Source organism: Anaerotruncus colihominis (assembly GCF_010206195.1).
Taxonomy (GTDB): Bacteria; Bacillota; Clostridia; order Oscillospirales; family Ruminococcaceae; genus Anaerotruncus; species Anaerotruncus colihominis_A.
Map to the genome: position 1 here is coordinate 1 of NZ_VIQT01000002.1, position 25,198 is coordinate 25,198.

General features: G+C 56.0%; 20 protein-coding genes. 5 read left to right on the forward strand and 15 right to left on the reverse strand.

What is annotated here, in order from left to right; genetic code table 11:
* The 3 genes from FMM72_RS00150 to FMM72_RS00160 form a co-directional block, all read left to right on the forward strand.
* A partial coding sequence (locus FMM72_RS00150; RefSeq protein ID WP_207710291.1) for a hypothetical protein occupies positions 1-731 on the forward strand: 731 nt, incomplete at its 5' end.
* A 122-nt stretch (positions 732-853) separates the two neighbouring features.
* On the forward strand, positions 854-2,602 hold the full coding sequence (locus FMM72_RS00155) for a hypothetical protein (protein ID WP_162220171.1): 1,749 nt from the start codon (positions 854-856) through the stop codon (positions 2,600-2,602).
* Between the two features lie 22 nt (positions 2,603-2,624).
* The gene (locus tag FMM72_RS00160; RefSeq protein WP_162220172.1) at positions 2,625-5,117 is read left to right on the forward strand and encodes an alginate lyase family protein; all 2,493 of its coding nucleotides are present in this window, start codon (positions 2,625-2,627) and stop codon (positions 5,115-5,117) included.
* Positions 5,118-5,443: 326 nt separating this feature from the next.
* Here FMM72_RS00160 and FMM72_RS00165 read toward each other — a convergent pair whose 3' ends face one another.
* The 5 genes from FMM72_RS00165 to FMM72_RS00185 all read right to left on the reverse strand — a co-directional run bounded on the left by FMM72_RS00165 (position 5,444) and on the right by FMM72_RS00185 (position 12,110).
* Positions 5,444-8,023 (reverse strand): ATP-binding cassette domain-containing protein, encoded by a 2,580-nt coding sequence (locus tag FMM72_RS00165; RefSeq protein WP_162220173.1) that lies wholly within the window; start codon positions 8,021-8,023, stop codon positions 5,444-5,446.
* Between the two features lie 105 nt (positions 8,024-8,128).
* On the reverse strand, positions 8,129-9,253 hold the full coding sequence (locus tag FMM72_RS00170) for a sugar ABC transporter substrate-binding protein (protein WP_162220174.1): 1,125 nt from the start codon (positions 9,251-9,253) through the stop codon (positions 8,129-8,131).
* Positions 9,254-9,299: 46 nt separating this feature from the next.
* Complete coding sequence (locus FMM72_RS00175) at positions 9,300-10,274, reverse strand: ABC transporter permease (protein WP_160209396.1); 975 nt, start codon at positions 10,272-10,274, stop codon at positions 9,300-9,302.
* A 30-nt stretch (positions 10,275-10,304) separates the two neighbouring features.
* Positions 10,305-11,081, reverse strand: a complete 777-nt coding sequence (locus tag FMM72_RS00180; protein WP_160209395.1) for a glutamine amidotransferase — start codon at positions 11,079-11,081, stop codon at positions 10,305-10,307.
* 24 nt (positions 11,082-11,105) lie between these two features.
* A complete protein-coding gene (locus tag FMM72_RS00185) occupies positions 11,106-12,110 on the reverse strand; it encodes a Gfo/Idh/MocA family protein (RefSeq protein WP_162220175.1) in 1,005 nt (334 codons plus the stop codon).
* Positions 12,111-12,364: 254 nt separating this feature from the next.
* On the opposite strand from FMM72_RS00185, the gene FMM72_RS00190 reads away from it, so the two are divergent.
* Both FMM72_RS00190 and FMM72_RS00195 read left to right on the forward strand, forming a co-directional pair.
* Positions 12,365-13,567 (forward strand): ROK family transcriptional regulator, encoded by a 1,203-nt coding sequence (locus FMM72_RS00190; protein ID WP_162220176.1) that lies wholly within the window; start codon positions 12,365-12,367, stop codon positions 13,565-13,567.
* Between the two features lie 4 nt (positions 13,568-13,571).
* Positions 13,572-14,522 (forward strand): ROK family protein, encoded by a 951-nt coding sequence (locus FMM72_RS00195; RefSeq protein ID WP_162220177.1) that lies wholly within the window; start codon positions 13,572-13,574, stop codon positions 14,520-14,522.
* 86 nt (positions 14,523-14,608) lie between these two features.
* Here FMM72_RS00195 and FMM72_RS00200 read toward each other — a convergent pair whose 3' ends face one another.
* From FMM72_RS00200 to rbfA, 10 genes are all read right to left on the reverse strand, one after another.
* Positions 14,609-15,400, reverse strand: coding sequence for a hypothetical protein (locus FMM72_RS00200; protein WP_162220178.1), 792 nt, complete (start codon positions 15,398-15,400; stop codon positions 14,609-14,611).
* Between the two features lie 22 nt (positions 15,401-15,422).
* Positions 15,423-16,667: a glutamate-5-semialdehyde dehydrogenase gene (locus FMM72_RS00205; protein ID WP_162220179.1), complete on the reverse strand. Its 1,245-nt coding sequence runs from the start codon at positions 16,665-16,667 to the stop codon at positions 15,423-15,425.
* Positions 16,668-16,716: 49 nt separating this feature from the next.
* Positions 16,717-17,508 carry a glutamate 5-kinase gene (proB, locus tag FMM72_RS00210; RefSeq protein WP_162220180.1) on the reverse strand — a complete coding sequence of 264 codons (792 nt, stop codon included), beginning with the start codon at positions 17,506-17,508 and terminating at the stop codon, positions 16,717-16,719.
* Between the two features lie 38 nt (positions 17,509-17,546).
* A complete protein-coding gene (locus FMM72_RS00215; protein WP_160209388.1) occupies positions 17,547-18,836 on the reverse strand; it encodes a hemolysin family protein in 1,290 nt (429 codons plus the stop codon).
* A 340-nt stretch (positions 18,837-19,176) separates the two neighbouring features.
* Positions 19,177-21,297 (reverse strand): polyribonucleotide nucleotidyltransferase, encoded by a 2,121-nt coding sequence (locus FMM72_RS00220; protein ID WP_160209387.1) that lies wholly within the window; start codon positions 21,295-21,297, stop codon positions 19,177-19,179.
* Positions 21,298-21,506: 209 nt separating this feature from the next.
* Positions 21,507-21,773, reverse strand: coding sequence for a 30S ribosomal protein S15 (gene rpsO / locus FMM72_RS00225; protein WP_006876881.1), 267 nt, complete (start codon positions 21,771-21,773; stop codon positions 21,507-21,509).
* A gap of 181 nt (positions 21,774-21,954) precedes the next feature.
* On the reverse strand, positions 21,955-22,893 hold the full coding sequence (gene ribF, locus FMM72_RS00230; RefSeq protein WP_162220181.1) for a riboflavin biosynthesis protein RibF: 939 nt from the start codon (positions 22,891-22,893) through the stop codon (positions 21,955-21,957).
* Between the two features lie 5 nt (positions 22,894-22,898).
* A complete protein-coding gene (truB, locus tag FMM72_RS00235; protein WP_162220182.1) occupies positions 22,899-23,801 on the reverse strand; it encodes a tRNA pseudouridine(55) synthase TruB in 903 nt (300 codons plus the stop codon).
* Entirely contained in the window at positions 23,798-24,814 is a 1,017-nt protein-coding gene (locus FMM72_RS00240; RefSeq protein ID WP_160209384.1) for a DHH family phosphoesterase, read from the reverse strand. The genes truB and FMM72_RS00240 overlap by 4 nt, the downstream gene beginning before the upstream one ends.
* A 15-nt stretch (positions 24,815-24,829) precedes the next feature.
* The gene (rbfA, locus tag FMM72_RS00245; RefSeq protein WP_160209383.1) at positions 24,830-25,186 is read right to left on the reverse strand and encodes a 30S ribosome-binding factor RbfA; all 357 of its coding nucleotides are present in this window, start codon (positions 25,184-25,186) and stop codon (positions 24,830-24,832) included.
* Between the last annotated feature and the right edge of the window lie 12 nt (positions 25,187-25,198).

Here is a 25,198-nt window from a genome sequence, read left to right on the forward strand (position 1 = left end):
CCCCCCCCCCGTCCCGTATCCTTCTTCGAAGTCTGATCACCATGTTTTGCGTATTTGTTATGTATCAATTGGTATCCCTTGGCGCCATCGCGCTCGTGGAGCAGAAAATGGGGATAGAAACCTACCCGTCCGGAACTGGCTATGCGCTCTACCTTGGCCTCGGGCTGGATGAAAACCTTCAATATTCAAAGGAGCCAGCCCGCAACTTTCTTTCGACTTATTCCGGTGATCCCGCCGATTTTCATAAGGAATGTTATGAGAAGATCTTTACCTCTTTGCGGGAGCACTGGGATGCATATCCTCAAATCTTTCCAGAGAAGTTTCAAACAACCTGGGGACGATACAGACGTTATCCGGAAACCGCTTTTCTGACTTGGGCTTTTCAGCCTGGCGACACCGATACGCCCCATCCCCTCAGCCAGTATCTCCCCCCTATCTCTACTCTGATGGGACAATATTACCTTCTGGTGTGTCTGCTTGCCGTAGCGGGCTGCATCTATTTAATGCGTCGCCCAACCGGTTATTCTGTTTTTACGCACTCCCTGTTTTTATTCGGGTTTGCGTTGATCGTCCTGATCGGCGAACCGCTGGGACGTTACAAATGTGTGATCTTCCCGATTCTGTGTCTGCTCGCTGCCCTTGGGCTATATGCCCTGTATCAAGGCATATGGCGTCTGTGGGAATACATCCGCCACCTGTACGCCAGTATTCGGGTCAGAACCGCGCACTGACTGCGAAAGGGGAATCGCATAGGTCACCTGATGCCTGTTATCAACGCACATCATATGCCACATGCCCAAATACGGCGTAATAAAGCGTTACTAAGGTCGGGTGATTTAGGCACAATATTGCTGTGTCCTCATCGCTGCATATTCTAATTGCCATCCTGGTCGACGCTTCGGATATTTGTTCAAAATTCGCATTAATTATCAGTTTAATTGTGGTATATTTAGTAAATATTTGCATTTTAAATGCCATTCTCAGTAGATGGAGGCTGCTTATGAACGAACGACCTGTTGTTTGGCCCATGAGAATATTTTACCCTTTTCTTGCAATCTTCCCCCTTTTGCTGGCCGCATATTTCACAGCAACCTATGTATTCGGTTATTGGCGTGCCCGCCCCTATCTTCCGGTTTTAATAGCCGGCTGGGGCGCTTTGGCCTGTTTATGCATCTATGCGTTTCGCCGTGTGTCAGGCACTGTTTCACGCGGGCAGGAATGGCTGCTTTTGGGTGTATTGGCCTTGCTTGCTTTTACAGTCCGCATGTACGCGGTGCTGCTGATCCAAACCCAGCCCGCCGCTGATTTTTGGCTTGCCCATCAGAATGCGGTCAGTCTCGCGCAGACAGGTGTGCCCAGCGATCCCCATGTATATTCCATGGCTACCGCATGGGGTTTCTACGCCATCACCTTATCGGGGTTATATTCTCTGTTTGAGCCTTCCGTTTTCACGACACAGGCTTTTAACTGCGTGCTGGATACCGCTACTGTAGTCCTGCTGTATTTCGGGACCAAACTCTGTTTGAAAAGCCGCATCATTGCTTTCTTTGCCGCCTCCTTCTATGCATTCTTTCCCTCCATCATCATTTACATCGGCGTGCTCACTCCGGAATTTATTGCGATCCCCCTGATGACCGGTTCGATTCTTCTGCTGGAATATCTGCAGCGATCCAGGCGTTCTGGAAGCAAATGGTTCTGGGTATGGGCGGTATCCATCGGGCTTGTTTGGGGCGTCGCCAACGCCTATCGCCCATTCGGTGTCGTCTTTCTGGTTGCCTTTGCAGGCGCCGAGTTTCTGTTTTTCATACTTCCTGCTATCCGGGATCGAATCCGAGAAAAGAAGTTAATCTCCACAAACGCCCCCCCCCCGTCCCGTATCCTTCTTCGAAGTCTGATCACCATGTTTTGCGTATTTGTTATGTATCAATTGGTATCCCTTGGCGCCATCGCGCTCGTGGAGCAGAAAATGGGGATAGAAACCTACCCGTCCGGAACTGGCTATGCGCTCTACCTTGGCCTCGGGCTGGATGAAAACCTCCAGCAGTCCCGGGATCCAGCTAAGAGCTTTCTTTCCACCTATTCCGGCGATCCCGACGATTTTCATAAGGAATGTTATGAGAAGATCTTTACTTCTTTGCGGGAACACTGGGATGTGTATCCCGAGATCCTTTTGAGGAAGTTCCAAATCACCTGGGGTCAGTACAGCCGCTTTCCGGAAGTCAGCTTTCTGAACTGGGCTTTGCGATCCGGGTACATCTCAACTGCTTCTGAATTGGAGCACCCGCTCTATACGTATATTGTTCAAATTTGTTCCCTTATGGGGCAATACTACCTTCTGGTGTGTCTGCTCGCTGCGGCGGGCTGTATCTATTTAATGCGTCGCCCGACCGGTTATTCTGTTTTTACGCACTCCCTGTTTTTATTCGGGTTTGCGTTGATCGTCCTGATTGGCGAACCGCAGTGCCGCTACAAATGTGTGATTTTCCCGATTCTGTGTCTGCTCGCTGCCCTTGGGCTATATGCCCTGTATCAAGGCATATGGCGTCTGTGGGAATACATCCGCCACCTGTACGCCAGTATTCGGGCCAGAACTGCGCACTGACTGCGAAAAAGGAGGAACTGTGTTGATTCGGAAAATTATATCTATTTTTCTTGTTGTCACTGTCCTGCTGTGCTCTTGTGAAAAAGCCCCGGATACCGGCAAGGAGTCTTCCCAAGCTTCACCCGGAGCATCTCAGAGCACCGAATGCGGCTTTACTCTGGAAGAGTTCAACTGTGGCTTCCGTGTGCCGTCGGACGAGTTGACCATCACCATAGCCGACTCCATCCTCGATCACAAAATGATCGTAAATTATGAGAACATGGATCTGGAAACCATGGAGCCCGTACTGCCATATGAGTCCTTTGACAACTTTGACTGGGATGTGCAGTTTACTGAATCGCCCAACACCTTCCAATTATATTTGCAGTGTCTGAACCCGCTGATCTATCTGACAAAAGCCTATCAGCTGACCTCCGATGCGGCCTATATTGATTGCGCAACGGAAATGATCCAAAGCTGGATGGAGTATGAGCAACCGCGAGGCGATTCCAAAAATCCATTTGTATGGTATGACCATGGTACCGCGCTGCGTGCCGAAAATCTGATCTATTTCATTCTGGTGGCGGAGCCGGCTCAGCGGATCACGCCGGAATTCTCCCGAGAATTGCGAGAACTACTTCAGGAACATGCAGAGTTTTTGAGTGACCCGCAAAACTATACTGAAAACCACAATCATGGCATTTTCCAGGACCGCGCGCTGATCTACACGGCTTACTTTCTCAATAACGATCAAACCGCACAATGGCTGGAAATCGCGCAGTCGCGTCTTCAGCTTCAAAAAGAATTTGCCTTTTCAGACGAGATGGTCCATGTGGAAAACTCTCCCGGCTATCAGGTGGGAGTGATGGATCTGTTCCGTATCGTGGCGGACTTCCTGAAGACCATGGGAAATCCCTATGGAACCGATCTTTATCAGGACATTGAAGCGTCCGCCGAATTTATGGCTCGGATCCTCAAGCCCAATGGTTCCCTGGCGGAGATTGGCGATACGAATGGCCGCATCACATCTTCCACAGTCTCCAACGCCAGCCTGACCGCATTCGGCAACCCACATCTGACCTATTCCTCTACTCAGGGTGCACAAGGGGAAATGCCTGACAGCCTCTCAGCCTTTTATCCTCATTCCGGATACTACATTGGACGCAATTCCTGGGCGGCGGACGGCTTTTCCGACGCCACCTGGACAATGTTCAAGTCCGGGTATTCCTCCAAAACTCATAAACATGCGGATGATCTTTCCTTCATGCTTTACTCTCACGGATATGACGTGTTTGCGGATACCGGTTGGTACAATTATGTATCCGGGAATTTTTACCGCGATCATTTCGTATCCTCCCGAGCACACAACACGCTTATTGTAGATGGAAAGAGTTACTCTCCTACAGATGAAAACAGCTCCAAAACGGGCATCCTGCGAACCGCCTCCGAAGACGGATACGATTATGTGCTGGGGGTCAACGATATGTATCCCGGCGTCAGCCTGGATCGGCATTTCTACTATTTTGGAGATGCGATCCTGCTTTACGACAATATGGTTTCTCGGGATGAACACACCTACTCGCAGCTCTTTCAGTGCTCAGAATATACAGAAATATTGGATTCGTCGCCGACGGAAGTGCGATTGCGCCTGGCGGATACGGACTGCTATGTAAGAATCCGCCAGTTGCACGCCTCCGGGCCGCTTGATTTGAACATCTACCATGGGGATACCGAAACCGGATATGGATTTATCTCCCGGCAGATGAACCATCTGGCAGAAATCAACACCTTGAAATTCGATGCGGTCGGAACGGATTACGATCTGGTGACTCTCATCACCATAGAAGACGCTTCCGGCGCAACGGAAGGGATGGACAATTTCTCTTTTGATGAAAAAGCTATGGCTTTCTCCTGGTCCGATGGAGAAACGAACCGACAGATTTCTCTCGCGTCCAGACAGCGGGTAGATCCTATGGCGGTCACTGTATCCCAGCAGAATAACTTATTCACGTTTACAAATCAGAACACCATTGATGGCCTACAGTATGCTTGGTATGTTCTGGATCGAAATACTGCAAAGGTGCTCTTCAAAACGGATTATTCCATAGACCCGCAATTTTCCTATCGCTTTGATGAGGCAGGAAGTTATTTGGTAAAGGCCTATGTCCGTTCTTCGGACGGACATAGGCAAGCGGCTATTACATCCGCAGTGGATGTAAATCCCGAAGGAAGCGCCAAGGATGTGACCAATGCGTATCCTTATTTGAATTTGCAATACAATGGGCACAAGATGGAGCCCTTAAGCGATTCTCAGTATCGATTTATCATTGATTATGACTACTCATGGACGTCTTCTGTACGGTGGTATGTATACCGCAACGGTGGTTACTACGATTTGCTGCGCACGGACAACGGTATTTTGGAATATACCTTCACTGAGCCGGGCCAATACACGGTTATGTACTATCTGACTACCTCTAATGGCGACAATGAATTCTGGAACTTTTCCGAAATCCAAATTCCTTCCAAATCATAACAGCAGTTTGTTATTCTCCAAAAATTCTTGCCATCCGCCTGTTTCTATTTAGATTGAAGCATAAGGCAAAAGCCATTTTAGCAATCATTTTCTCTGATTCGTATTAAAAATAAAGACAGACAGCGGTTCCATATAAAGCCGCTGTCTGTCTTTATTTTTACCGTTCCAACAATGCCGGAAACCCGCCCCACTGTTTGTGGCACAGCCGACTAAAGTTTTTTGGCATACCTTTTTTTCAAAAAAGGTATGAAGTTTTTTGCTGAGGCTTTTTTTCAAAAAAGCCGGAAAGTTGTTTGCTAAGCTTTTTTCAAAAAAGCGGGTGGAAATCAAGCGGAAAGGCCGGCGGCGCTTTTCATGATCTGTTCCTGCGTAACGCGGCTATCGGATAAGTACTCCTTCATCATGCGGCCCTCGTAAAGGACGACGATCCTGTCGCAGGCGCCGATGATCTCCGGCAGCTCGGACGAAATCATGATGACCGCAATGCCCTGTTTCGTCAGGCGGTCGATCAGGCGATGAATTTCCGCCTTTGCGCCTACATCAATGCCGCGCGTCGGCTCGTCAAGAATGACGACCTTTGGATTGCGGTTGAGCCATTTCGCAAGGCAGACCTTCTGCTGGTTACCGCCGCTTAAATTCATAATCAATTGTTCTGTGGACGGCGTCTTAACGTTGAGCGAATCAATATATTCCTGTGCGATCGACAGATCCTTTTTCGCGTCGATCCAGCCAAACCGGCTGATCCACGGCAGGGCGGCCAGAGTCGTATTCTCACGCACCGTCATATGCGGGACAATCCCTTCGCGGCGGCGGTCCTCGGAAACCATCGCGATCCCGGCCTTGATTGCGTCAAGCGGACAGCGAACCTCCAGCTTTTGGCCGCTCAGATAAATTGCGCCGCTGTCGGGCCGGTCAAGGCCAAAGATACAGCGCATGATCTCTGTGCGGCCGGCGCCCATCAGGCCGCTGAAGCCGAGCACCTCGCCGGCGCGCACGGAAAAGCTGATCGGTTCAAACGCGCCCTTGCGGCTGAGATTTTCAACACGCAGCACCTCCTCGCCGGGCGCGCCCTTTTCACGTGTGAAAATATCGTTCAGCTCTCGGCCGACCATATGCCGTATCACCTTATTTTCGTCGAATTCCGATACCGGTCCAGTGATCACCTGGCGGCCGTCGCGCAGGATGGTGATTTCATCGGCGATCTCAAAGATTTCTGACATGCGGTGCGAGATATAGACGACCGCAATGTTGTTTTCTTTCAGCTCCCGGATGATCTTGAACAGGTTTTCCTTGTCAGCCTCGGTGATCGCAGATGTCGGTTCATCCATAACCACAATCCAGGCGTTTGAACCAAACGCCTTGGCGATTTCAATCATCTGCTGCTGTCCGACCGTCAATTGGTCGATCTTCTGCCGTACGCCGACCTGGAGCTGGAAACGGTCAAGCAGGCTGCGCGTCTTTTGTTCCATGCGTTTTATGTCCAAAAGGACGCGCGTGCTGTTTGACAGCTCCTTCCCCAGGTTGACGTTTTGGCTTACGTTCAGCTCCGGGATATTGGCAAGCTCCTGATAGATAACGGAAATCCCTATCCGTTCGCTGTCCGCCGGCGAACGGATCTGAGCGGGCGCGCCGTTGATCAGGATTTCGCCCTCGTCCTTTGTATAGACGCCGGAGAGGATTTTCATCAGCGTCGATTTGCCCGCGCCGTTTTCGCCGCACAGCGCATGAATGGTCCCGCGCTTGATTGTAAGGCTTACGTCGTCGAGTGCGCGCACGCCAGGGAACACCTTGACGATATGCCGCAGCTCCAGGACATCCTGCTCGTTTGCCGCGAGAATCTCGTCGAGTCCGCGCGTCTTTTTGCCCCTTTGCAGCTCGGCGCCGCCGGATTGCCCGGCCGCATGGCGCAGGGCGCTTTTTTGCGCTTTGGCGGCAACAATGCGGTTGCCAAGCACTGCCAACAGGATCAGGGAGCCTTGAACCATATAATTGACAAACGGGGAGAGGTCGAGCATACTAAGCCCTGTAAAGATGACGGATGTCAATACGACGCCGAGCAGCGTCCCTTTCAGATTTCCCTGGCCGCCCATCAGGCTCGTGCCGCCAATAACAACGGCGGTGATGACATTGAACTCCATCCCAACGCCTGCCATCGGCTGCGCGGAACGCGCGCGGCCGACAATAACAATTGTCGACAGAGCTATAAAAACGCCGGCGGCAATATAAACGCACAGCGTATGTTTTTCCACATCGATGCCGGACGCGCGCGAGGCGACCGGATTGCCGCCGATCGCATAGGTCCTGCGTCCAAAGGCCGTCCTGGTCAGCAGCAAGTACGCCGCGATATATGCGGCCGCTACAAGCAGCAGGGAAACCGGGATTTTTCCAAACAGATCCGTTTGGCTTACAAAATTATACAGGCTGTTGTCGACAATGACGCGCGAGGAATGCGTAACGGTCAATGTCAGCCCACGCGCAAGCGACATCGTCGCCAGGGTGACAATAAACGGCGCGATTTTGAGATATCCCGCCGCATACCCGTTGATCAGCCCAAAACCTGTCGCGGCCGCGACAGTCGCAGCGATGCCCGCGATCCCCGCAAACAGCGTGGAGCCGCCCGCCGCCTGCATGGCCAAAGCGCCCGCCGCGCCTGAAAACGCCACCACAGACCCAACAGACAGGTCGATCCCGCCTGTCAGCATGATCATTGTCATTGCGATCGCGGCCAACGCGTTGGAGGCCGCCTGCCTGAAAAGATTCATGACCGTGTTGAAGCTCAAAAAGCCCTTTGAGACAAACGAGAACAACACAAACAGTACCGCGATCATCGCGGCGATCGTCATATACCGGAAGGTTTCCCCATTCATTGCCGCGCCGCGTTTTTTTCCCTTCTTTGCCATATCCATCCGCTCACGCTCCTACATTGATCGCCGGCAGCAGGCCGGTAAAGCTGCCGCGGCGGGCGCGCCGCGCCCGCCGCGAAGGGGATATAAGCGCCCTTCCCTTTACGTTCAGCCCGCGAGAAGATCGGGGTCATACAGCTCGTCCCTGTAGTTGCCCGCCTGTTCAAGCGCCTGCGCCGGGTTGATGACGCTGACATCCGATGTGCCTTCAATCCCCATTTCCGCAAACTTCGCCTTGTTTTCATCGGTCATAACAAAGTGCGTGTCAAGGTTCAGGACTTTTTCCGCCGGGCGCATACCGCTGGCCAGTTGAAGCGCCACCTGGATGTTCCAATAGCCGGTCTTTTTCGCGCCGGTCAGGACTGTGCCTGTAAACTGGCCGGACTCGACCGCCTTGAGGGCCTCGTCGTTGCCGTCATAGCTGGTGACGATGATCTCGCCTTCCTTACCGGCAGTCTTAACCGCCTGGTACGCCGCGAGCGTGACCGCGTCGGAAACGCAGTGAATCGCCTTGAGGTCCGGATTCGCCGCGATCAGGTCCTGCGCCGCTTTCATGCCGGTCGGCGGGTCCCAGTTGGTGGGCTGTTCCACCACAGTGATATTCGGATATTTTTCCATGCCTTCATAATAGCCCTTCTGGCGCAGGTCGGAAACGAGATTGCCTTTGTTGCCGTAAAGCAGGGCCGTTTTGCCCTCCTCGCCAATCATCTTGGCGGTCATCTCCGCGATCATGCGGGTGTTCTCCTCGTCGTTGTAGACGGTGGTATAGTTTGTTTCAACATCGACCTGGCCCGCCATGGTAATGGTCGGGATACCGGCGGCCGACGCCTTTTCAATCACGGGCTTTAGGCCTTCGCTGTCAAGCGGGTCGACCAGGATACAGTCGACGCCCTGCTCGATAAAGTTCTCGATCAACGAAATCTGATTGTCAAAGTTGCCGTCGGCGCTTTTCCAGATCACTTCACAGCCGTAATCTTCAGCCGCCTTATTTCCGCCCTCGATCATATCGACAAAGAACTGGTTGGTCATATCAATCAGCACGACGCCGCAGACAATCTTGTCCGCATCGCCTGCCGGCTGTCCGGCCGGTTCCGCCGCCGGCGCAGCCCCCGAAGCCGCTGGCGCCGCCGGCGCCACGGAGGACGCTGCCGGCGTACCGGAACTGGAGCCGCAGCCCGCCAGAAGCCCGGCGGCCATTGTAAGCGCCATCAGGAACGCAAATGCTCTTTTCATAAGATACGTCTCCTTTTCAATCTGTTTATCCCTAAAAATCCCATTGCTATCTTTTACGGCTGACAACCGCGTCAAACGCCACGGCGAGCAGGATGACGGCCCCCTTAAAGACCTCCTGCATCTCCGCCGGGATTTTCAGATACGTCAAAGCGGTGCTGATCAGCACAATGATCACTGCGCCGATGCAGGTTCCGAGCACATTGCCGCGGCCGCCGCTCATGCTTGTGCCGCCGATGCAGGTGGCGGCGATGGCGTCGGTCAGCGTCGTCCCGGAGATACTTGGCGTGGCCATCGCAATGCGCGAAACCGTCAGCATCGACGCGATACCTGTGCAGATACCAGCCACAACATATACCAGGATTTTATACCGTTTGACATGGATACCGCTGTACCATGCGGCGTCCTCATTGCCGCCGAGCGCGTATGTATAGACGCCGAGTTTTGTCCGGTGCAGGATCACCGACGCCGCCAGGCAGACGGCCAGCAGCACCACAAAGGATACCGGCAGCACGCCGCCGATCTTGCCCTGCCCGACCGCCAGGATTGGCGAATCGCTGAGCATAATCATCGTACCGCCGCCGATCATCAGCGACATGCCCTGCGCCAGCGACATCATGGCGAGTGTCGCAATGAAGGGCAGAATATCAAGCGCCGCGATCAACAGACCGTTGACAAGGCCAAGCAGCGCGCCCATGCCAAGGAATGTGGCCACCATAGCGGCGACGCTGCCCTGAAAGGGCGATTGTGCGTAAACCACGCCGGCCGCCATGCCGATCATTGCCAGGCCGTACCCGGCGCTGAAATCGATCCCGCCGGTGATGATTACAAACATGGCCCCGATCGCCACGACGCCCACCGCCGATACCTGCTGCATCAGGTTTACAATCGTTTGCAGGGACAGGAAATCGCGGTTGAGCAGGCTGAGCGCCAGCAGCAAAACCGCCAGGATTACAACCGGCATCACCCGCTGTAAATCCGGCTTTGCCCCACCGCCGGGCTTTCCCGCGCGCACTGTTTCCATGGCATGCCACCCCACTTTACAGTTTTCTTCTTATTTCTGTTCCCCGGCCAGCCAGCGCACGGCCTGAACCCAAAACTTTCCGTAATATTCCCACGGCTGGAAATACTCCGCCCAGTGCGGCGAGCAGTCGCTTGCAAACGCGGCGGAACGGCCCTTGCCATACGACCAGGTTACAAGCAGCGGCGATTCGATCTCCTCGTCGCCGATCGTCGCGATGACGTTGGCCCCCTCTTTCGGGATGATCTTGTTAAACCCTTCAAAAACCGGCGCTTCCTCCCATGGGATGTCCTGCATGATCGGGTGCGCCTTGTCAAGCACCTTTACCTTGACGCCCGCCGGGACCTCGACGCGGTCATCGGCGCCCTTGAGGCAGTTGACCGGCAGCGCCTCCTCGACAGGGGTGTCATAATATGCGCCTGTGCCGAAACGCCCGCTGAACGACGACCAGCCGCCGATCATCATCAGGCCGCCGCCGTTTTTGGCATAGTTGCGGATGGCGCGCATCCGGTCCGTGCGCGGCAGCGGCGTGCCGGCGACCCAGAACGGGTACAGGGACAGGACCTCGGCCTCACAGTCGCTGATGATTACGACGTCATACTCGGCAAGCTCCTCCTCTGTGCGCGGGAATTCGCCGATCGCCTGGTCGTTGGTCAGATGCCTGACCTCGATGCCGTCGGCGGTCAGCGCGTCGATCAGCGGCTGTCCCCAGATGTGGTGGGATACGCCCTTGACCTCAAGGTTGAAAGGGGAGGCGACAAATACAGGCCCAATTTTGGTGCAGGCGTCGCCGGCGTAAAGAACTTTCATTTTCATTTCCTCCTGATTTTCTTTTTATTGAATATCGACGGGCAGGCCCGTTTCAATCGACTTAAAACACGCCTCAATGATCTTGACGGCAGTAATCGCGTGCTCGGTATTCGTAATGTACGGCGCGCCGTCAAGCGTCGCGGTCACGAAGTGATGGAGCTCCTCCTTGAGATCGCCCTGGATGCGGCCGTTGTACTCCGGCCAGTGGAGCGTATCGGGATAATAGACGTTTGATTCCGTGATCAGGGAGACGCCTTGATCCATGATCGTGACATAACCCGCGCCCTTTACGCCGACAACCTCGGCATAGGTGTTAATGCCCAGCGCGCTGTTTTCCGGCAGCGCCCAGCAAAGCTCGATGGTTCCGACCGCGCCGTTTTCAAATGTAATGGTTGAAATGACCGTGTCCTCGCAGCCGATGTCGGCGTTTACCTTGCTGACACGCTGGCAGTAGGCGCGCAGCGGGCGGCATTTCATATAAGAACACATCATTTCAAAATCATGTACGCCGATAAAGTAGAAAATGGAAACCTTCCCGCCCAGTCGCCGCCCGTTTGAACGCGGGTTTGTACGGCGGAAGAACATATGAATGACGTCGCCGATCTCGCCCTGATCGATCGCTTCCTGCAATTTGGCATATCTGGGATCAAAATGCAGCACATGCGCGACCATCATGCGCACGCCGGCCTGAGCGGCCGCGGCCGTGATCTCACGCGCTTCACGCTCGGTTGGGGCGATCGGCTTTTCAATCAAAAGATGCAGACCCTTTTTGGCCGCGTACAGCGCATTTTCCAGGTGGAATTGGTCGGGCGTACAGATGCAGACGGCATCCAGAGCAGCTTCGTCGCACATTCTGCGAAAATCAGCGTACCATTGGCAGCCGTATTGCTCTGCTGCGGCGCGCGCCGCGCCCTTGTTGATATCCGTCACCGCGGCAAGCACGGCGTTTGGACATTCATGGACAATGCGTGCGTGAAGTCCGCCGATCAGCCCCAATCCGATGACCCCGATCCGAAGTGGATTTTGCATGGTCAATCCCCTTTCTGTAATGGATAATGCCTTTATAAATTCGTTCTGTTTCCAAACTAACTATATCTGCATCTTATCATCGCCTGTTTGCATTGTCAATATAAAAACATCTATCCGCAAATATATTTTACATATAATTTAATTTTTTCATCTTCTTATTGTACAAATTGCCAGTATTGTCTTTTGCAGCAGACATGTTATGATAATAACAAAGAAGCAGTTTGTTTTCTTTCCTTACGATTGGAGTGACCAGATTGAACCATACGGTCGATCAGACACATATCCGCAGCATCAACCAGCGGGTCATCCTCAACAGCATCTACCATACGGAGAGCATCTCACGGGCTGCCCTTTCGCGCCTTGTCCATATCAGCAAATCCGCTATGACGGAGAATATTGCGGCTCTGCTCAACACCGGCATCATCGAGGAGGTCGGCGCGGGCAGGGCTATGCCGACCGGCGGACGCAAACCGATTCTGCTCAAGTTTAACAAGAATTACAAATACATCGTCGCGATTGATCTCAACTATGAGGAGCCAATCTTTGTGCTCGCCAATCTTGGCGGTGAACGCATCAATCACTTCACCATCAATATCACGCCGGCCACTTCCTTCGCGACACGTCTGGAGCTTGTCAAAAACGCAATCGCAACCCTGACCGCCTCCGGCAATCTCGCCAATACGGATTTGGCCGTCATCGCGATTTCGTCGCCCGGTATCTATCTGCCGGAAAACCACGAGTTCAAGGCGAACACACAGTTTACCAACTGGAAAATCCCGGAGCTATCACAGGCGCTTGAGGAAACATTCGGCACGCCTGTGCTCATTGCAAATGACGTAAACGCCGCCGCGGTCGGTGAGCTTAACTATGGAATCGGCACAGGCAAGCGCAATCTCGTTTATTTCAGCTGCGGCCTGGGCGTCGGCGCGGGCATCATCATCGACGGCGCGCTCTACGAAGGCAGCGGTAAAAGTGCGGGCGAGGTTGCAAACTTCTTAGTCCACAGCCCGGACGGACCTGTCCCGCTTGAAAAATACATCAGCCTGGACGCCCTCTTACAGCGGGTGCGCGATAAGGCGCCCGCGCAAACGCTGCACTCAGTGACGGAGGAAACCGGCGCCGTATCCTTCCGAAAGGTCACAGCCGCCTGGCAGGCGGGCGATCCCTTTATCCGCGCCTGTATTGATGAAATCGCCGGCCTGATCGGTACAGCCGTCAGCAATATCATTTCCCTGCTCAATTGTGATTTGGTGATTTTGGGCGGTGAATACCACGTTTTTGCCAGTCAGATGCTGCCCGTCATCAATAGCGTCGTACAGGAGCATGCGTTCAGCCCCGTACCGGTCGTTGCCTCAGGGCTTTCACGGGATTCCGGCATTTTCGGGCTGTTCGCCCTCTCCAATGAGATTATTTTCAGCCAGCTATGCGATAGATCAAACGGTGGGAACAGGATGTGAAAGTATGTTCAACCTCGGTGTGGACCTTGGCGGCACCACCATCAAGGTGGGGCTTGTCGCAGAAGATGGGACAATTGCCGCGCGTGCGGCCTGTTCCACATGCCCGGAACGCGGTGCGGCTGAAATTATCCGCGAGATCGCCGGCATCTGTCAACAGCTGTGCGACAGCCAGGCCGTCCCGCTCTCTGATATCAACAGCATCGGCTTCGGAACGCCCGGCTTCATTGACCGTGCGCGCGCGGCTGTTATCTATTCGGCCAATCTCGGATTTCATGATGTGCGCATTGGCGAGGAGCTGTCTGCCTATTTCCCGCAGATACCCGTCTATGTGGAAAACGACGCCAATTGCGCCGCTATCGCGGAATCGGAATCGGGCGCAGCCAGGGCATATACCAGCTCAGTGACAATCACGCTTGGCACCGGCGTTGGGGCAGGCGTCATCATTCAAAAAAAGGTGTTCGTCGGCTACAGCAACCTCGCGCCGGAGATCGGGCACCTCGTCATTGAAACCGACGGCGAACTCTGCCCCTGCGGCCGCAGCGGCTGTATGGAACGGTATATTTCCGCGACGGGCCTGATTGAACAGACGGCGCGCGCCGTCTGTTCACACCCGGATTCCCGTCTGGCCCTGCTGGCGCATAATGACGGTGCGATCACAGCAAAAACAGCGTTTACGGCCGCGCGTCAGTCCGACACGGCCGCGCAGGAGGTGATACGGCGGTATCTGCACTATCTGGCCGTCAGCCTTTCCAACATTGTCTACTGCTACGGCCCGCAGATCATTGTTCTGGGCGGCGGCGTCTGCAACGAAGGCAGCGCCCTCCTGGAGCCTCTGGGCCAGGAGCTTGACCGTGTTCTGATGGCCGATTCGCGCGGCAAGGTCGCCCTCGCCCTTGCGCACTATAAAAACGACGCGGGCATCATCGGTTCCGCCATGCTTTACAGGTTCAGGTGAACGGCACAGCAGGCGGACGCCATTGGATCAAAAAACACCGCCGCGGCCCATCGGGGCCGCGGCGGTGTTTTTTGATGATCTTTTGGTTATGCAGCAGGTGCAGTGTTGCCTGCAATCTGCGTCGGGATCGGCTGGCCGTCGCGCTCAAGCAGCTTGTTGCGCAGCTCAGCCGGGATATCCCGGATAGCGAGAATCTGATAGTGGTCGCCCGTTTTCTCCAGATCGTAATACATCCACTTATCGGACTGCGGCCGCTCCGTCTTACCGGTAGCGCTCTGCCGCCAAACATCATTGGGCGGCACGTAGCCGATAAGCAGGGTGTATTGGTCGCCCTTCTTGACGATCTCCTCAACATTCGGCGTATACAGCCCCACCTGACCTGTCACCTGGACATAATACGTCTTTGTGTCCTCATCATAAACATAGTTGTCGACATAGTTAACCGTAAACGACTGGTGCTCCAACTTGACATCGCCATAAAGCCGCGCGGCCGCTACATCCACATCGGAAGCCGGCACCGGGATGCGGCCGAGCGAGTCCTCATTGGCCTGATAGCTTTCGCGTTTGTCGCCAAGCAGCGCGCTCCACAGCGACGATTGCAGCAAAAACAACGGGTCCGCATCGGCGGCGCTGCCGAATGGAACCGGGTCGAGCATCAGTACAGGCGTGACGACCTGTTCAAACCGTACTTTTTCCGCGCTGTTGTCAAGCAATCGTTGTGTAAACCGCACGCAGAACACGCACACCGTGACAAGCCCCACCACCGCAAGCAGAAGGAACACGATCCCTACCGGCGCCACATATTTATGACGCCGGAAACGCACTTCCTCCTGCATTTCACGCATGGCTGCCTTTTGCAGCTTTTTTCTTTTATCCATGCCAGATTCCTTTCAAATGCATTCAGCGGATTTGACCGTTGCCGGTCACGATATATTTGCAGGAGCACAATTCAGTCAGTCCCATCGGGCCGCGGGCATGAAGCTTCTGTGTCGAGATGCCGATCTCCGCGCCGAATCCGAATTCGCCTCCGTCGGTGAAGCGCGTCGACGCGTTGACATAGACGGCTGCCGCATCAATACGGGCGGTAAATGCCTGCGCGTTGGCATAATCGTTTGTCAAAATCGCTTCGGAATGGCCTGTCGTATACTTCTGAATATGCTCGATTGCTTCATCCAGGCTGTCCACAACGCGCAGCGCAAGGATATAGTTGTCAAACTCCGTCGCATAATCAAGTTCGGTCGCCGGCACGACGCCGCCGATCAGGGCGGCTGTACGCACACAGCCGCGCAGCTCGACGGCGTGGCCGTCGAGCGCGGCCTTTAAGCGCGGCAGGAACGCCGGCGCGATATCCCGATGGACGAGCACCGTCTCAACCGCGTTGCAGACGGACGGGCGCGAAGTCTTTGCGTTATCGCAGATGCGCACCGCCGTTTCAAGATCAGCGGAAGCATCCACATAAATATGACAGTTGCCCGCGCCCGTCTCAATGACAGGCACGCTCGCGTTTTCAACGACCGAGCGGATCAGCCCCTTGCCGCCGCGCGGGATCAGCGCGTCGAGATAGCCGTCGAGCGTCATCAGATCGGCAGCGGAGGCGCGCGTCGTATCCTCCACAAGCTGTACGCAGTCGCGCGGCAGGCCCGCCGTCTCGATTGCATCCCGCATCAGACTGGCAAACGCCATATTGGAGCAGATGGCCTCCTTGCCGCCGCGCAAAATACATGCGTTTGCCGACTTGAGACAGAGCGCCGCCGCATCGACCGTGACGTTCGGGCGCGCCTCATAGATCATACCGACTACGCCGAGCGGAACGCTCACCTTTTCAATTTTAAGACCGTTCGGGCGGCTCCCCCCGCCGAGCACACGGCCAACCGGGTCGTCAAGCTTGGCCACGAAGCGCACGGCTCCTGCGATGGACGCTATGCGTTCCTCTGTAAGCCGCAGGCGGTCTTGGAGCGATTCTGTCATCCCATTGCCACGCGCCGCCGCAAGGTCCTTTTCATTCTCCGCGAGGATGTCCGCGCAATGCGCATCAAGCGCGTCCGCAATCGCATACAACGCATGATTTCTCTGTGCTGTTGTTGTACAGCCAAGCACGCGTGAAGCGGCGCGCGCCCGTTTGCCTGTTTCCAGCAGGCTGTTCATGAGCCAGGCCCCCTTTTAAATTCATTTACAGCGGCCGCCGGGGCGCCGCTTATTTGTGTGATGCTGGAAAATAAGTCCCAACATCGCGGCCTTCAAAAAGATCATACAGCTTTTTCGGCGAAGCGCCGTTCATGATGACCATACCGATCCCGTTTTGTACCGCGATCTGTGCGGCATGGATTTTTGTCACCATGCCGCCCGTACCGCGTGCGCTGCCCGCGCCGGCCGCGTACGCCTCAATCTCCGGCGTGATCTGCGCAACTTCGTGCAGCAGATTCGCATTCGAATTTGTACGCGGATTGTCGTCATAAAGCCCGTCGATATCGCTTAAAATCACCAGCAGGTCCGCGCCGGCAAGCGCCGCGACCATCGCCGACAGTGTATCGTTGTCGCCGAATTCAATCTCCTCTGTGGAAACAGAGTCGTTTTCATTGACAATCGGCAAAGCGCCCATATCAAGCAGGCGGCACAGCGTATTCTGCGCGTTCTGTTTGCGCGCGGCGTCGTCCACAACGTCGCGCGTCAAAAGAATCTGCGCGGTGACATGGTGATATTCAGCGAACAACTTATCGTATATGTACATCAATTCGCACTGCCCCACAGCCGCAACGGCCTGCTTGCCGGGCATATCGCCCGGCTTTTTATGCAGGCCGAGCTTGCCGACGCCGACAGCCTGCGCGCCCGAGCTGACCAATACAACCTGCTTGCCGCTGTTTTTGATGTCGGCAAGCACCTTGACAAGCTGTTCCACACGCCGGATATTAAGCAGGCCGCTTTCATGCGTCAGCGTCGACGACCCGACCTTGACGACAACGCGCCCGGTATTTGTAAAGTCCCTCATTCTGCTTGCTCCCCCGAACGGCCTTAAACGGCCGGTTCTTATTTTTCCGCGTCCTTGCCGGCATCCGCTTCATCCGGCGGCGAAAGCTTCTCGACACGCAGCGAAAGGATACGCTGCTCCTCGACGGCGACAACCGTCACACGCAGATCGCGGAAGGCATATTGTTCGCCTGCCGACGGAATGTGCCCGAGCATCTCAAGCGCCCAGCCGCCGGCAGTGTTGTAATCGCTGTCGAAATCGCGGTCGTCCTCCTCAAGCTCCTCAAGCATGGAGAACACATTCATATCTCCGCTGACCAGATATGTGTCTTGACCCGTCTGCACAAAATCATGGTGGACCTCGTCGCTCTCGTCCCAGATGTCGCCGACAAGCTGCTCGAGCACATCCTCCATTGTAACAATGCCCATCGTGCCGCCATAGTCGTCGGTCACAACGGCCAGATGCAGCTTCTTTGCCTTGAATTCAGCGAGCAGGGCGGAAATCTTCATCGTCTTATGCACAAAAACGCAGTCGGAAATCAAATGGCCCAGGCGTGTCTGGCGTCCGGTGACGACCGCCTTGAGCAGGTCGCGCACCTGTAGGACGCCGATGATGCTGTCAACGGTTCCGCGGTAAACCGGGATGCGCGAATAGTGCGCGTCAAGCGCCACCTTGAGCGCCTCGTCGATGGAATCTTCGACATCAAGCGTCACAAGGTCGACGCGCGGCGTCAGGATCTCCTGGGCGGTTATCTCGTCAAAGTCGAGGGCCGACTGTACAAGATCGCTTTCCTGTTCCTCAAGCACGCCCTCCTGTTCGATCGACTCAACAATGTATTTCAGCTCCTCCTCCGTGACAGAGGGCTGCGCCTCGGGTCCCTTGACAAGGCGCAGCGCAAACTCCTTGATCTTTACAAAAAAGAATACGATCGGACTGAGCAGCTTGATCAGAAACGACAGCAGCCCGCCGGCGGCCATCGCAATGTTTTCGCTGTTTTCCTTGGCAAGCGTCTTGGGAAGGATCTCCCCAAAGATCAGCACAAGCACTGTCATGACGACCGTCGCGACCGCCGCGCCGCTGGCCCCGAACAGCGCGGTCGCAACGACTGTCGCAATGGAGGCGCTGGCCATATTGACCACATTGTTGCCGACCAGAATGGTTGACAGCAGCCGGTCGAAATCATCCGCCACGTGAAGCGCGCGGCGCGCCTTGCGGTTGCCCGCATCGGCATAATTTTTCATGCGGATTTTGTTGAGTGAGGAATACGCTGTCTCGCTGGCCGAAAAAAATGCCGAAAATGCGAGCAATACCAGCAGAACCAGGTATAATATGCCGCTTGTACTGTCCAAGAAAAAACCAACCCCCGGAATTATAAATAGTATTTTTTCGACACGATATTACAAACATACCGTTTCTTTTCCTATGCACAGCCATGATACCATTTATCATACCAAATAATGTGGCCTGCTACAATCGATTTTATCATATGTTTACTGAAAATTCAATTCCCGGCCCAGGCAATGCGCTCCCAGACAGGCCGCTGTGCGCCCGGTATATTTAAAGCGCCCTCTGCCACGCAATCTGGCGGCAGCGCACGCGCCTGCACCGGATTTTGACAAACGCCCGATAACGAAGCGTTCGTTACCGGGCGTCCTGCTTTTATTAGATATGGCGGCCAGCTGTAAAGGCTTACTGCTTCGCGGCGTTTTTCTTCGCTTCCATCGCAATGAGCGCATCGCGGCGGGAGAGGTTGATGCGGCCCTGCTGATCAATATCCGTCACCTTAACAATGACCTCGTCGCCTACGGCGACAACATCCTCGACCTTTTCAACGCGGCCCATATCAAGCTTGGAAATATGCACCATGCCCTCCTTGCCCGGGGCAAGCTCAACGAATGCGCCGAAGTTCATCAGACGCGTGACGCGGCCCTTATAGATCGCGCCAATCTCCGGATCGTTGACGATCGTCTCAATAATCGAAAGCGCGCGGCGCACGCCGTCAGAATCGGTACCGGCGACAAACACATCGCCATCGTCGTTGATATCGATTTTGACATTGCAGTCGGCGCAGATCTTCTGGATGACCTTGCCGCCCGAACCGATGACCTCGCGGATCTTATCGGGATGGATCTTGATCGACTTCATCTTCGGCGCGTATTTGGAAAGCTCTTCGCGCGGCGCGGGGATGACCGGCAGCATGATGTCGTTGAGGATATACATGCGCGCCTTGTACGTCTTTTCAAACGCCTCGCGGATGATGTCGTACGTCAGGCCGACAATCTTCAAATCCATCTGAATGGCGGTGATGCCCTTTTCGGTACCGCCGACCTTGAAGTCCATGTCACCGAAAAAGTCCTCAAGCCCCTGGATATCGACCATGGTCATCCAGCGGTCGTCCTCGGTAATCAGTCCGCAGGAAATGCCGGCGACCGGGCGTTTAATCGGTACGCCCGCGTCCATCAGGGCCAGCGTGGAACCGCAGATCGACCCCTGAGACGTCGAGCCGTTTGAGGAAAGCACCTCGGAAACAAGGCGGATTGTATACGGGAATTCTTCGACCGGCGGAATTACCGGCTCAAGCGCGCGCTCCGCAAGCGCGCCATGTCCGATCTCGCGGCGGCCCGGGCCGCGGCTCGGGCGCGTCTCGCCGACGGAGTAAGACGGGAAATTATAGTGGTGAATATAACGCTTCTGTTCCTGGTCGTCGATACCGTCGAGCTTCTGCGCTTCGCTGACCGTTCCAAGCGTGGCAATGGTCAACACCTGTGTCTGGCCGCGCGTAAACATACCGGAACCGTGCACACGCGGCAACAGGCCGACCTGTGCGGCCAGCGGACGGATCTCGTCCATCTTGCGCCCGTCGACACGCTTCTGCTCATCGAGCAGCCAGCGGCGAACAATGAACTTTTGAAGCTTGTAGATCGCTTCGTCAATCACCGCAGCGTTCGTCTTTTCCTCGTCGTCAAACTTCTCATGGATGCGCTCGACGACCGGCGCCAGGCGTTCGTCACGCACATTTTTGTTGTCGGTGTCGAGCGCGGCCTTGACATCATCGATCGCAAAGTCCTTGATCGCATCGAACAGCTCGTGCGGGACCTCCATCGACTGGAAGGAGAACTTGGGCTTGCCGATCTCGGCCTGAACATCCTTGATGAACGCAACCATGCGCTTGATCTCCTCGTGGCCCTTGATGATCGCGTCGAGCATCACATCGTTGGAAACCTCGTTCGCGCCCGCCTCGATCATGCAGATAACGTCCTCGTTGGCAGCCACAGTCAGGTTCAAATCGCTCTTTGCACGCTGGGCAGCGTCCGGGCTGACGACGATCTCGCCGTCGATGAGTCCCACATTGATGCCGGCGATCGGCCCATTCCACGGGATGTCGGAAATCGACAGCGCGAACGAGGTGCCGACCATGCCGGCGATCTCCGGCAGGCAGTCGGGATCAACCGACATGACGGTCATAACGACCGAGCAGTCGTTGCGCATATCCTTCGGGAACAGCGGACGGATCGGCCGGTCGACGAGGCGCGAGGACAAAATCGCCTTGTCGGACGGACGCGACTCGCGCTTGATGAACGAGCCGGGGATCTTGCCGACAGCATAAAGCTTCTCCTCGAAGTCGACGGAGAGCGGGAAAAAGTCTATGCCTTCGCGCGGCTTGGCCGAGGCGGTCACATTGACGAGCACAACCGTCTCGCCCCAGCGCACCAGCACCGACGCGTTCGACAGGCAGCACATTTTACCCGTCTCAAACGTCATCTTTTTGCCGCCGTATTCGATTTCATAGACCTTGTAGTTTTCAAACATTGCAGTACCTCCGTTTACCAATTTCAGTTTACGGAAGCCGCGTGTCTTTTAGCAAGTATCTCGGCGCCCGGCGCCCGTGCGTCCAGGCGTCCAGATAACTGCTAAAAAGCATTCCAGCGGTTTCCGTTTTTCACCCCCGCGTAAGCGCGGGGGTGATGCGCGGGAAGGCAGGCGGGCCACTGCTCCGCCTGCCTTCCCTGTGATAAAGCTTACTTACGCAGGCCGAGCTTGGCGATCAAATCGCGGTAGCGGTTGATGTCCTTCTTGGCCAGGTAGTTGAGCATATTCCTTCTTTTACCAACCATGCGCAGCAAGCCGCGGCGGCTGTGATGGTCCTTCTTATGCGTCTTGAGATGCTCAGTCAGGTCGGCGATGCGCTTTGTCAGGATTGCGATCTGAACCTCGGGCGAACCGGTGTCGCCCTCATGCTGAGCATTATTCTGGATAATTTCCTGTTTTTCTTCCTTTCGGATCATGTCAATCACCTTTCTTTATTCAGTCCTTAATCTCAGGGGCAGGCGGGTGAATTCCCCAACGGCAACGCGCCTGGGCTTTGGGCCTGTGATACAGGCGTTTTGGTCCTGCCTCCGTGAAAAAGGCCATATCGATTTTTTATTATACCATAGTGTTTCCAGAAAGTAAAGGGCGCATACGCCTTTATTTGCCTATTTTTTCAATATACGCCCCGGCAATCGGCACAGACGTGCGCGCGTCCGCCTGGATGCGCGCGCGCAGCGCGTCGACCGACGGAAACTTTTGCTCGTCGCGCAAAAACTCCAGCAGGCGCACCTCGATCTGCCGGCCGTATAAATCGCCCGAAAAGCCAATAATATACGTCTCGGAATTCACAGCGTCCGTCTGTTCGACAGTCGGGCGCAGCCCGATATTTGCGACAGCCGGCAGTAGAACGCCGTCCACAGCCGCAACGGCCGCGTAAACGCCATAACGCAGGCGCACAAACGATTTTGGGAAACGCTGGTTGATCGTCGGCGAATCAATCGTGCGGCCGAGCCGTTTTCCATGCACCACAGTCAGGCGATAGCCAAACGCCCGCCCAAGCAGCCGCCCCGCCTGCCCAACGTCGCCGGCGGCGAGCAGCTCCCGGATGCGCGTGCTGCTTACACGCGCGCCGCCGCAAAACACCTCCGGTACAATGTCCAGCTCGACGCCGCGCGCTGCGCACAGCTTTCCGAGCAGCGCCGCGTCGCCGGCGGCAGCGCGTCCGAACCGGAAATCGGCCCCGCAGCAGACCGCGCGCGCGCCCATGCGGCGCACAAGCACCTCGTCAAAAAACGCCTCCGGCTCCAGGTCGTGGAATTGTGAAAAATCGGGCGCGAGCACACGCTGCACACCCCATGCGTCCAGAATCGCATATTTGTCCGCTTCCGTAACGATCTCCCCTGCGCCGGTCTTGCGTTCGGGGCTGCCGCCGGCACGTGTAAAGGTGAATACCCCCGCGCAAAGCCCCTCCTCTTTGGCACGCTGTACAGCACGGCCAATCACCGCGGCGTGGCCGATGTGCAGCCCGTCAAAATAGCCGCATGCAACAGCCGCCGGTACGCCGGCGGCCTGTGCGATCGTGTGAAATATCTCCAAAGGGCCTACACCTCCAGCGTAAACAGCTTTTGCATACAGAGCAGGCCGCCCTGTTCCCGCGCAACGCCCAGAAAACGGCGGTTATGCGCATATACGGCGTATGTATCACCGGCCCGCTTACAGGCGACGCGTTCCATATCGAGCCGCACCCCGTTTAAAAACATCTTTGTCTGCTTCTCGTTAAGCACCACCCTGGGCAGCGCGCCGAACGCCGTCTCCACCGGGCGCAGCAGCGTACCGAACGCGCCGTCCTGCGCGGCCTGCTGCGCCTGTTCAATCGTCACGCAGTCCGCCAGTGTAAAGCCCGCGGCCATTATACGCCGCAGCGCGGTCATCACCGCGCCGCAGCCGAGCGCCGCGCCGATATCGGCGATCAGCGTGCGGATGTACGTCCCCTTGGAGCAATGCACATCAATTGTAAAGGCATTTGCCTGTACATCGCACACTGTAAAATCAATCGAATACACCGTCACGGGGCGCGCGGCGCGCTCCACCTCGACGCCCCTGCGCGCCAGCTCATAAAGGCGCTGTCCGTTCACGCGCACCGCCGAATACATCGGCGGCGTCTGCATGATGTCCCCGACCAGGCCGGCCGCAGCCGCGCGCACCCGCGCCTCGTCGGCGTCCGGCGTCTGTTCGCTGAGCACCGTGCCGGTGATATCCTGCGTGTCCGTCGTCACACCGAGCTTAAACGACGCCAGATACCGCTTGTCCTGCTGCGGCAGGATATCGCACGCCTTTGTAGCGCGGCCGAAAAAAAGCGGGAGCACGCCCGTCGCCATCGGATCGAGCGTCCCCGCGTGGCCCACGCGCCGCTCCCGCGCAATCCCGCGCAGCTTTGCGACGACGTCAAAGGATGTAAAGCCCTCCGGCTTGTCAATACATAAAATTCCGCCTTGCTCTGTCAAACGACCAAATCCTTTCCCCCTTGGGAACCTTCGGCCTGCGGGCTGTCCTGCGCGCCCATAAACCCCCTGAGCACGCCGAGCACGCGCGCCTTCGCCGCCTCAAGCGTCCCCTCCAGCGTGCAGCCCGCGGCGCGCGCATGGCCACCGCCGCCGAGCCGCGCGCAGACTGCCGATGAATCGACATATTGGCTGCTGCGCATGGAAACACGCCAGCGTTCGGGACCCTTCTGCTGGAACGTCACCGCCGCGTCAACGCCTTCAATCTGGCGCGGAATCGCGGCGATGCCCTCCATGTCCTCCTCGGGCACGCCGGTTTTTTTGATGGCGTCAAGCGTCATGGCAATAAACGCAATCCGCCTGTTTTCGTGGTATTCGAGCGTGTCCATCACCATACGCTCAAGCTCCATGCGCGCCGGCGATTTTGTCTCAAACATCAGCTTGTTGATGCGATAGCTGTCGATGCCGTACTCCATCATCCGCGCGGCCAGCAGGTGCGAGGCGGACGTCGTATTGGAATAACGAAAGCATCCCGTGTCGGTCGCAAGCCCCGTGTAGATGCAAACGGCGATGCGGTAATCGACCGGCGTGCCAAGCTCCCCCAGCACACGGTTAATAATTTCGACCGTAGCGGCCGCCTTCGCGTCAAGCAGCAGCCGCGCAGCGTAACCCGTATTCGACGGGTGGTGGTCGATGCACAGGTCAACCCTGCCGGCCAAAGAGCCGGCCCACGCGCCGAGCAGCTGTAAGTCGGCCACGTCGACCGCGACAATGCACGACGGCGTAAAGTCCGGCTGCTTTTCAGGCACAAAGCCCGGATAGAGAAAGCAGTACCGCGGAGGAAAACCGTCCGGGCAGGCGATGCGCGCCGTTTTGCCCATCGCCGTAAGGGCGTGGAGCAGCGCGAAGCCGCTGCCGAGCGTATCCCCGTCCGGTTTTTGATGGCAAAGGATCAAAATCCGGTCCGACTGCGCGAGCAGCGCGGCCGCCTGCCGTTCGTTGACCGCCTGCGCCATGCTGTTCCCCCCTTGTCAGTGCTCCCAGTCCTGTGTGTGCAGACCGTCCAGAATACGCGAGATGTCCGCGCTGTGAGCGATCGAATCGTCCGCGATAAACGAAAATTCCGGCAGCTTGCGCAGCTTCAAGCGCGCGTTTAGTTCACGCTTGATAAAGCCCTGCGCGCTGCGCAGCCCCGCGGCGGCGTTTTTTGCCGCCGCGATTCCGTCCATCGAACTGATATAGACCTTACAGTGGGACAAATCGCGCGCCAAATCCAGCTTGACGATCGAAATCAGTCCCGAAACGCGCGGGTCCTTCAGGCCGCGCATGATGTCGCAAAGCTCCCTGTGGATGTCCTCCTCCGTGCGGGAGGCCCTGAATGTGGCCATACATGTTCTCCT

Coding starts and splice junctions, on each gene's coding strand:
- FMM72_RS00200 (WP_162220178.1), bottom strand. CDS start 15,400: ATGGATAAAAGAAAAAAGCTGCAAAAGGCAGCCATGCGTGAAATGCAG.
- rpsO (WP_006876881.1), bottom strand. CDS start 21,773: ATGATCCGAAAGGAAGAAAAACAGGAAATTATCCAGAATAATGCTCAG.
- FMM72_RS00180 (WP_160209395.1), bottom strand. CDS start 11,081: ATGAAAGTTCTTTACGCCGGCGACGCCTGCACCAAAATTGGGCCTGTA.
- FMM72_RS00195 (WP_162220177.1), top strand. CDS start 13,572: ATGTTCAACCTCGGTGTGGACCTTGGCGGCACCACCATCAAGGTGGGG.
- FMM72_RS00240 (WP_160209384.1), bottom strand. CDS start 24,814: ATGGCGCAGGCGGTCAACGAACGGCAGGCGGCCGCGCTGCTCGCGCAG.
- proB (WP_162220180.1), bottom strand. CDS start 17,508: ATGAGGGACTTTACAAATACCGGGCGCGTTGTCGTCAAGGTCGGGTCG.
- FMM72_RS00175 (WP_160209396.1), bottom strand. CDS start 10,274: ATGGAAACAGTGCGCGCGGGAAAGCCCGGCGGTGGGGCAAAGCCGGAT.
- FMM72_RS00165 (WP_162220173.1), bottom strand. CDS start 8,023: ATGGATATGGCAAAGAAGGGAAAAAAACGCGGCGCGGCAATGAATGGG.
- FMM72_RS00170 (WP_162220174.1), bottom strand. CDS start 9,253: ATGAAAAGAGCATTTGCGTTCCTGATGGCGCTTACAATGGCCGCCGGG.
- FMM72_RS00205 (WP_162220179.1), bottom strand. CDS start 16,667: ATGAACAGCCTGCTGGAAACAGGCAAACGGGCGCGCGCCGCTTCACGC.
- rbfA (WP_160209383.1), bottom strand. CDS start 25,186: ATGGCCACATTCAGGGCCTCCCGCACGGAGGAGGACATCCACAGGGAG.
- FMM72_RS00185 (WP_162220175.1), bottom strand. CDS start 12,110: ATGCAAAATCCACTTCGGATCGGGGTCATCGGATTGGGGCTGATCGGC.
- FMM72_RS00220 (WP_160209387.1), bottom strand. CDS start 21,297: ATGTTTGAAAACTACAAGGTCTATGAAATCGAATACGGCGGCAAAAAG.